Genomic DNA, 3,903 nt, shown 5'->3' with positions numbered 1-3,903 from the left:
CAACTGTCAGCGTGCGGGGGAGCACATCACCAAGCTTTATAACACTTATCGCGATTCCGGCCTCACCGTCGTCGGCGTCCATTCCCCTGAGTACGCTTTCGAGCACGACCTGGGCAATGTCCGCAACGCCGTAGAAAAGGAAGGTATCCACTACCCGGTGGCGCAGGACAATGACTTCGCTACATGGAGGAATTTCAACAACCGCTACTGGCCAGCCCGCTACCTGGTGGACAAGCACGGCAACGTCCGGCAGATCGTGGAAGGGGAGGGAAGCTACGCCGAAACAGAAAAGCTCGTGCGTGAATTGCTCATCGACGCCAACCCCGACGTCGACCTCCCCGAACCGGTCGAAAGCGGCGAAGCAGCAGGCGGTACGAAGGGCCGCAACCCGGAAACTTATCTCGGCACTGCGCGCGCCGAGTACACCAAGTAACCCGGTTACACCGACGGCGAGCACGACTTCGGTGAACCGGCCGCTCCGGAGCGCGGCATGTTCACTTTGAACGGGACGTGGATTCTCGAGGAGGAATCAGTGCAGACCACCAGTGGAGGACACCTGGACATCAACGTCTTCGCCAAGTGGGTCCAGCTCGTGGTTTCGGGTGAAGGAGAGATCGAAGTCGAGTATCCGGACGGTGCGACAAAGTCGTTCCCGGTCACAGATGGAACCCTCGACCTTGCGAAAGGCGACACGCCCACCGAGGGAGTGCTGCGCATCCGGCCCACGGCAGGCGTGAAACTGTATTCGTTGACCTTCGGCTAGGCAGAGACAACCTTGTCCAGCGTCTCGGCGAACCGCGCGACGGTGCCGTCGACATCGCCCCACTTGTCCAAGCCGAACAGACAGATGCGGAAGGCGGAAAAGCCCTCCGGCTCGCCGACCTGCAGCGGAACACCGCTGGCGATCTGGACGCCGGCCTGCTTGAACGCGGATCCGTTGGCCTGCTCCGGGGCGGTGGCGTACATGACCACGATGGAGGTGGCCTCGAAGCCGGGGGCGGCGACGGAGACGTAGCCTTTGTCCGCCAGCAGCTTGCGCACCTTGGTGCCCAACTCGACCTGGCGGGCGGTGTACATTTGACGCGCATCTTCCCGTGCCCTACTGCTTCCCGAGTTGCTAGATGTTCCGGGAGCGATAGCGCCATGACCGCATCCTGCGGTACTTCTCTGGATTTACTTGCTGTCTTTAGCGGGAAGGTTTCTTTGCGCCGACACGCCGTTGAGTTCAAGTTCAACGTGTAGTGCTTAACCTCTGCGATGAACTCTTTGATCCCGGGACGTGATGAGGACTGGGGCTATTGTGCTCCCCCGAACGCTACGGCCCGGGGACACGAGGCTGTGTCGCAGGTGCAGGCGAGAGGACCAGGAGCGAAACACAGACCGCTGAGTCGACGCAGTCACGGTAAAGACGGAGCCGTCTAGGCGGTGCTCGAGGTTGCGCGAGATACGGTGACGCTGGGCGTCGGTAAGCGATGCGCATTCGGCGACATCGATGGAAAGCTGGACTTTGCCGTCCGTCGTGTTGACGCCCTGGCCGCCTGGAGTCGACGATTTCGCGAAACGCTCCGCGAGATCGGCGGCGATGACCGCACCGTCGGGGATCCCCGGGCCGGGCGCTATGGTCAGGTCGTTCATGCCGCCCAGCCTAGGTGCCCACAACCCTTTCTCGTCTCGGCGGAAGCGGAGACCGCGTCGCGACGGCCGGGATCCAGCCTCAGTATTATCCTCGTCACCGGTTGATTCGAACGCTTTTTGCTCCTCCTTCTCCCGTTGGGCTTCGATTTCAGCGGCCTCCGCAGGTGGCAGTGATCGCTGGATCCGCTCGAATTACCGGTTCCGATCAGCGGTCGAAGGATTTTCGCAGCAGCCGGACCTGCGGCGCCGGTGCCGCCGCCGTAGCCTGACGAGCATCCCCGCCATGACGGCCATCACGACGGCGGTCCCGGCACCGATGATCCAGGGATTACCGAGGAGCCCACCGATGCCTGCGAGTGCTCCGCCCGCCGCGATGAACGGCAGGCCGCAGCAGAGCAGCGACGGAAGCGCACAGCATGCCAGCAAGAGCAGCCCGGTCACTGCAGCGACGACGGAACCGGCGCGCCGTTCGTCGCGGTCCTGATCGGCGCTCATCGTCTGCACCTCTTCCGGATGAGATCTCTCCGATTACCTGCGTTGCCGTTCATGCGCAGCACGACAGCAGCGACGGGTCGGTGGTGAAGGCCTTCGCGGCGATCCGGATGCCCTCGGCCATGGTCAGGTAGGGGGCCCAGGCGTTGGCGACCTCGGCGACGGTCCTGCCGAGCACGTGGACGCCTGCGGCGGCGAGCTCCCCGGCGTCCTTGGCGACGGCGGTCAGGCCGAGGATCTCGTTCGTCTCGGCGTTCACGACGATCTTGATGAACCCGCGGGTGTCGCGGTTCACCAAGGCGCGGGGCACGTGGTGCAGGGGCAGGACGCGGCAGTCACAGCGGATCCCCGCGGCGAGGACGTCCTTCTCGGTCATCCCGACCGCGCCGATCGCGGGCCCTGTGAACGTCACCCGCGGCAGGCGGGCGTAGCCGACGGACCGGTCGGCGTCGGCGAACGCGTTCTCGGCGACGAGGGTGCCGTGGTGGGCGGCGACGTAGACGAACTCGGGGTGCCCGGTCACGTCGCCCGCGGCCCAGACCCGCGGGTTCGAGGACTGCAGCCGGTCGGAGACGACCACCTCACCGGAGTCTCCGGTATTCACCCCGACCGCATCGAGGTTCAGGCCATCGGTGACGGGACGGCGTCCGAGGGCGACCAGGACCTGGTCGGCGCGGAACTCCTGCGAGCCGCCGGACAAGGCGGCGGTCACGACGGCCTCGCCTCCCGTGCCGCGGGAGACCCGGGTGGGCACTGCGCGGCTGACGACGCGGATGCCCTCGTCGGCGAACACCTCCTGGAGCGCCTTCGACACCTCCGGCTCCTCCTTCGACGCGAGCCGGGACCGCACGAGCAGCGTGACCTGCGAGCCGAGGCGGGCGAACAGCTGCGCCTGCTCCAGGGCGACGTAGCCGCCGCCGAGCACCAGCAGCGACTCGGGGACCTCCGTCAGCTCCATCGCCGTGGTCGAGGTCAGGTATCCGGTCTCCTCCAGGCCGTCGATCGGCGGTGCCCACGGGCGAGAACCAGTCGCGACCAGGTAGTGGTGGGCCTCGATGGTCTCGACGCTTCCGTCGGATCCGGCAACATCGAGAACCGGCGCATCAGGGGTGCCCACGAACGAGGCGTCGCCGCGTCGGACCTGCCAGCCGTAGGAGTCGGCGACGTCGGCGTACTTCTCGCCGCGCAGCGACTCCACCAACGCTTGCTTCCCAGCGATCAGCGCGGGCATGTCTACGGGATCCGCCGTCGTCGTGATCCCGGGGAACCGGGTTGCGGCGTCGACCGCGACGTGCCGCGCGCCGGCCGCGGCAATGAGCGCCTTCGACGGGACGCAGCCCGTGTTCACGCAGGTGCCGCCGAGCGTCCCGCGCTCGATCATCACCACCGACTTCCCGAGCGTGCTGGCGCGGATCGCAGCGGCGAACGCGCCGCCTCCCGATCCGATGATGGCGAGATCGTACTTCGTAGGCATCGCTACTCCTGTCAACTCTTGGCTTTCTGCTCTGTCTCAGCCATACTGGACCTTCCAGTGCAGGGGAAGGTCAAGCGCGGCCACGGAGGGAGACAGCAATGTGGATCGGAGAACTCGCCGAGAGGGCGGGCACTACCGCGAAGACCCTTCGCTTCTACGAGGAACAGGGCCTTCTACCCCCGACCGAGCGCACGCCGTCCGGATACCGCGACTACGCGCCCGAGACGGTCGCTCGGATCGACTTCATCCACCGCGGCCAGGCCGCGGGCCTCACCCTCGCCCAGATCCGCCAGATCCTCGAC

The 3,903-nt window shown here is 66.1% G+C and carries 6 protein-coding genes and 1 pseudogene; 3 read left to right on the top strand and 4 right to left on the bottom strand.

What is annotated here, in order from left to right; all coding sequences use genetic code 11:
* A partial coding sequence (locus HMPREF2990_RS05850) for a redoxin domain-containing protein (protein WP_141757813.1) occupies positions 1-433 on the top strand: 433 nt, incomplete at its 5' end.
* An 18-nt stretch (positions 434-451) separates the two neighbouring features.
* Positions 452-763: pseudogene (locus tag HMPREF2990_RS05845) on the top strand (cytochrome c biogenesis protein DipZ); the annotation flags it as partial.
* On the opposite strand, the gene HMPREF2990_RS05840 reads toward HMPREF2990_RS05845, so the two are convergent.
* From HMPREF2990_RS05840 to merA, 4 genes are all read right to left on the bottom strand, one after another.
* The gene (locus tag HMPREF2990_RS05840) at positions 760-1,077 is read right to left on the bottom strand and encodes a hypothetical protein (RefSeq protein WP_070484391.1); all 318 of its coding nucleotides are present in this window, start codon (positions 1,075-1,077) and stop codon (positions 760-762) included. The pseudogene HMPREF2990_RS05845 and the gene HMPREF2990_RS05840 overlap by 4 nt on opposite strands.
* A gap of 168 nt (positions 1,078-1,245) precedes the next feature.
* Positions 1,246-1,635, bottom strand: a complete 390-nt coding sequence (locus HMPREF2990_RS13340; protein ID WP_015381421.1) for a class I peptide chain release factor — start codon at positions 1,633-1,635, stop codon at positions 1,246-1,248.
* Between the two features lie 192 nt (positions 1,636-1,827).
* Positions 1,828-2,130 (bottom strand): hypothetical protein, encoded by a 303-nt coding sequence (locus HMPREF2990_RS05830; RefSeq protein WP_083317031.1) that lies wholly within the window; start codon positions 2,128-2,130, stop codon positions 1,828-1,830.
* Between the two features lie 49 nt (positions 2,131-2,179).
* Positions 2,180-3,601 carry a mercury(II) reductase gene (merA, locus tag HMPREF2990_RS05825; protein ID WP_070763140.1) on the bottom strand — a complete coding sequence of 474 codons (1,422 nt, stop codon included), beginning with the start codon at positions 3,599-3,601 and terminating at the stop codon, positions 2,180-2,182.
* 98 nt (positions 3,602-3,699) lie between these two features.
* Here merA and HMPREF2990_RS05820 point away from each other — a divergent pair.
* Positions 3,700-3,903: MerR family transcriptional regulator (locus tag HMPREF2990_RS05820; RefSeq protein WP_141757816.1), on the top strand; the 204-nt coding region annotated here is incomplete at its 3' end.

Source organism: Corynebacterium sp. HMSC071B10, assembly GCF_001814825.1.
Classification (GTDB): Bacteria; Actinomycetota; Actinomycetes; order Mycobacteriales; family Mycobacteriaceae; genus Corynebacterium.
Note: the sequence above shows the minus strand (reverse complement) of the source record. Positions and strands in the feature narration are given on the sequence as shown.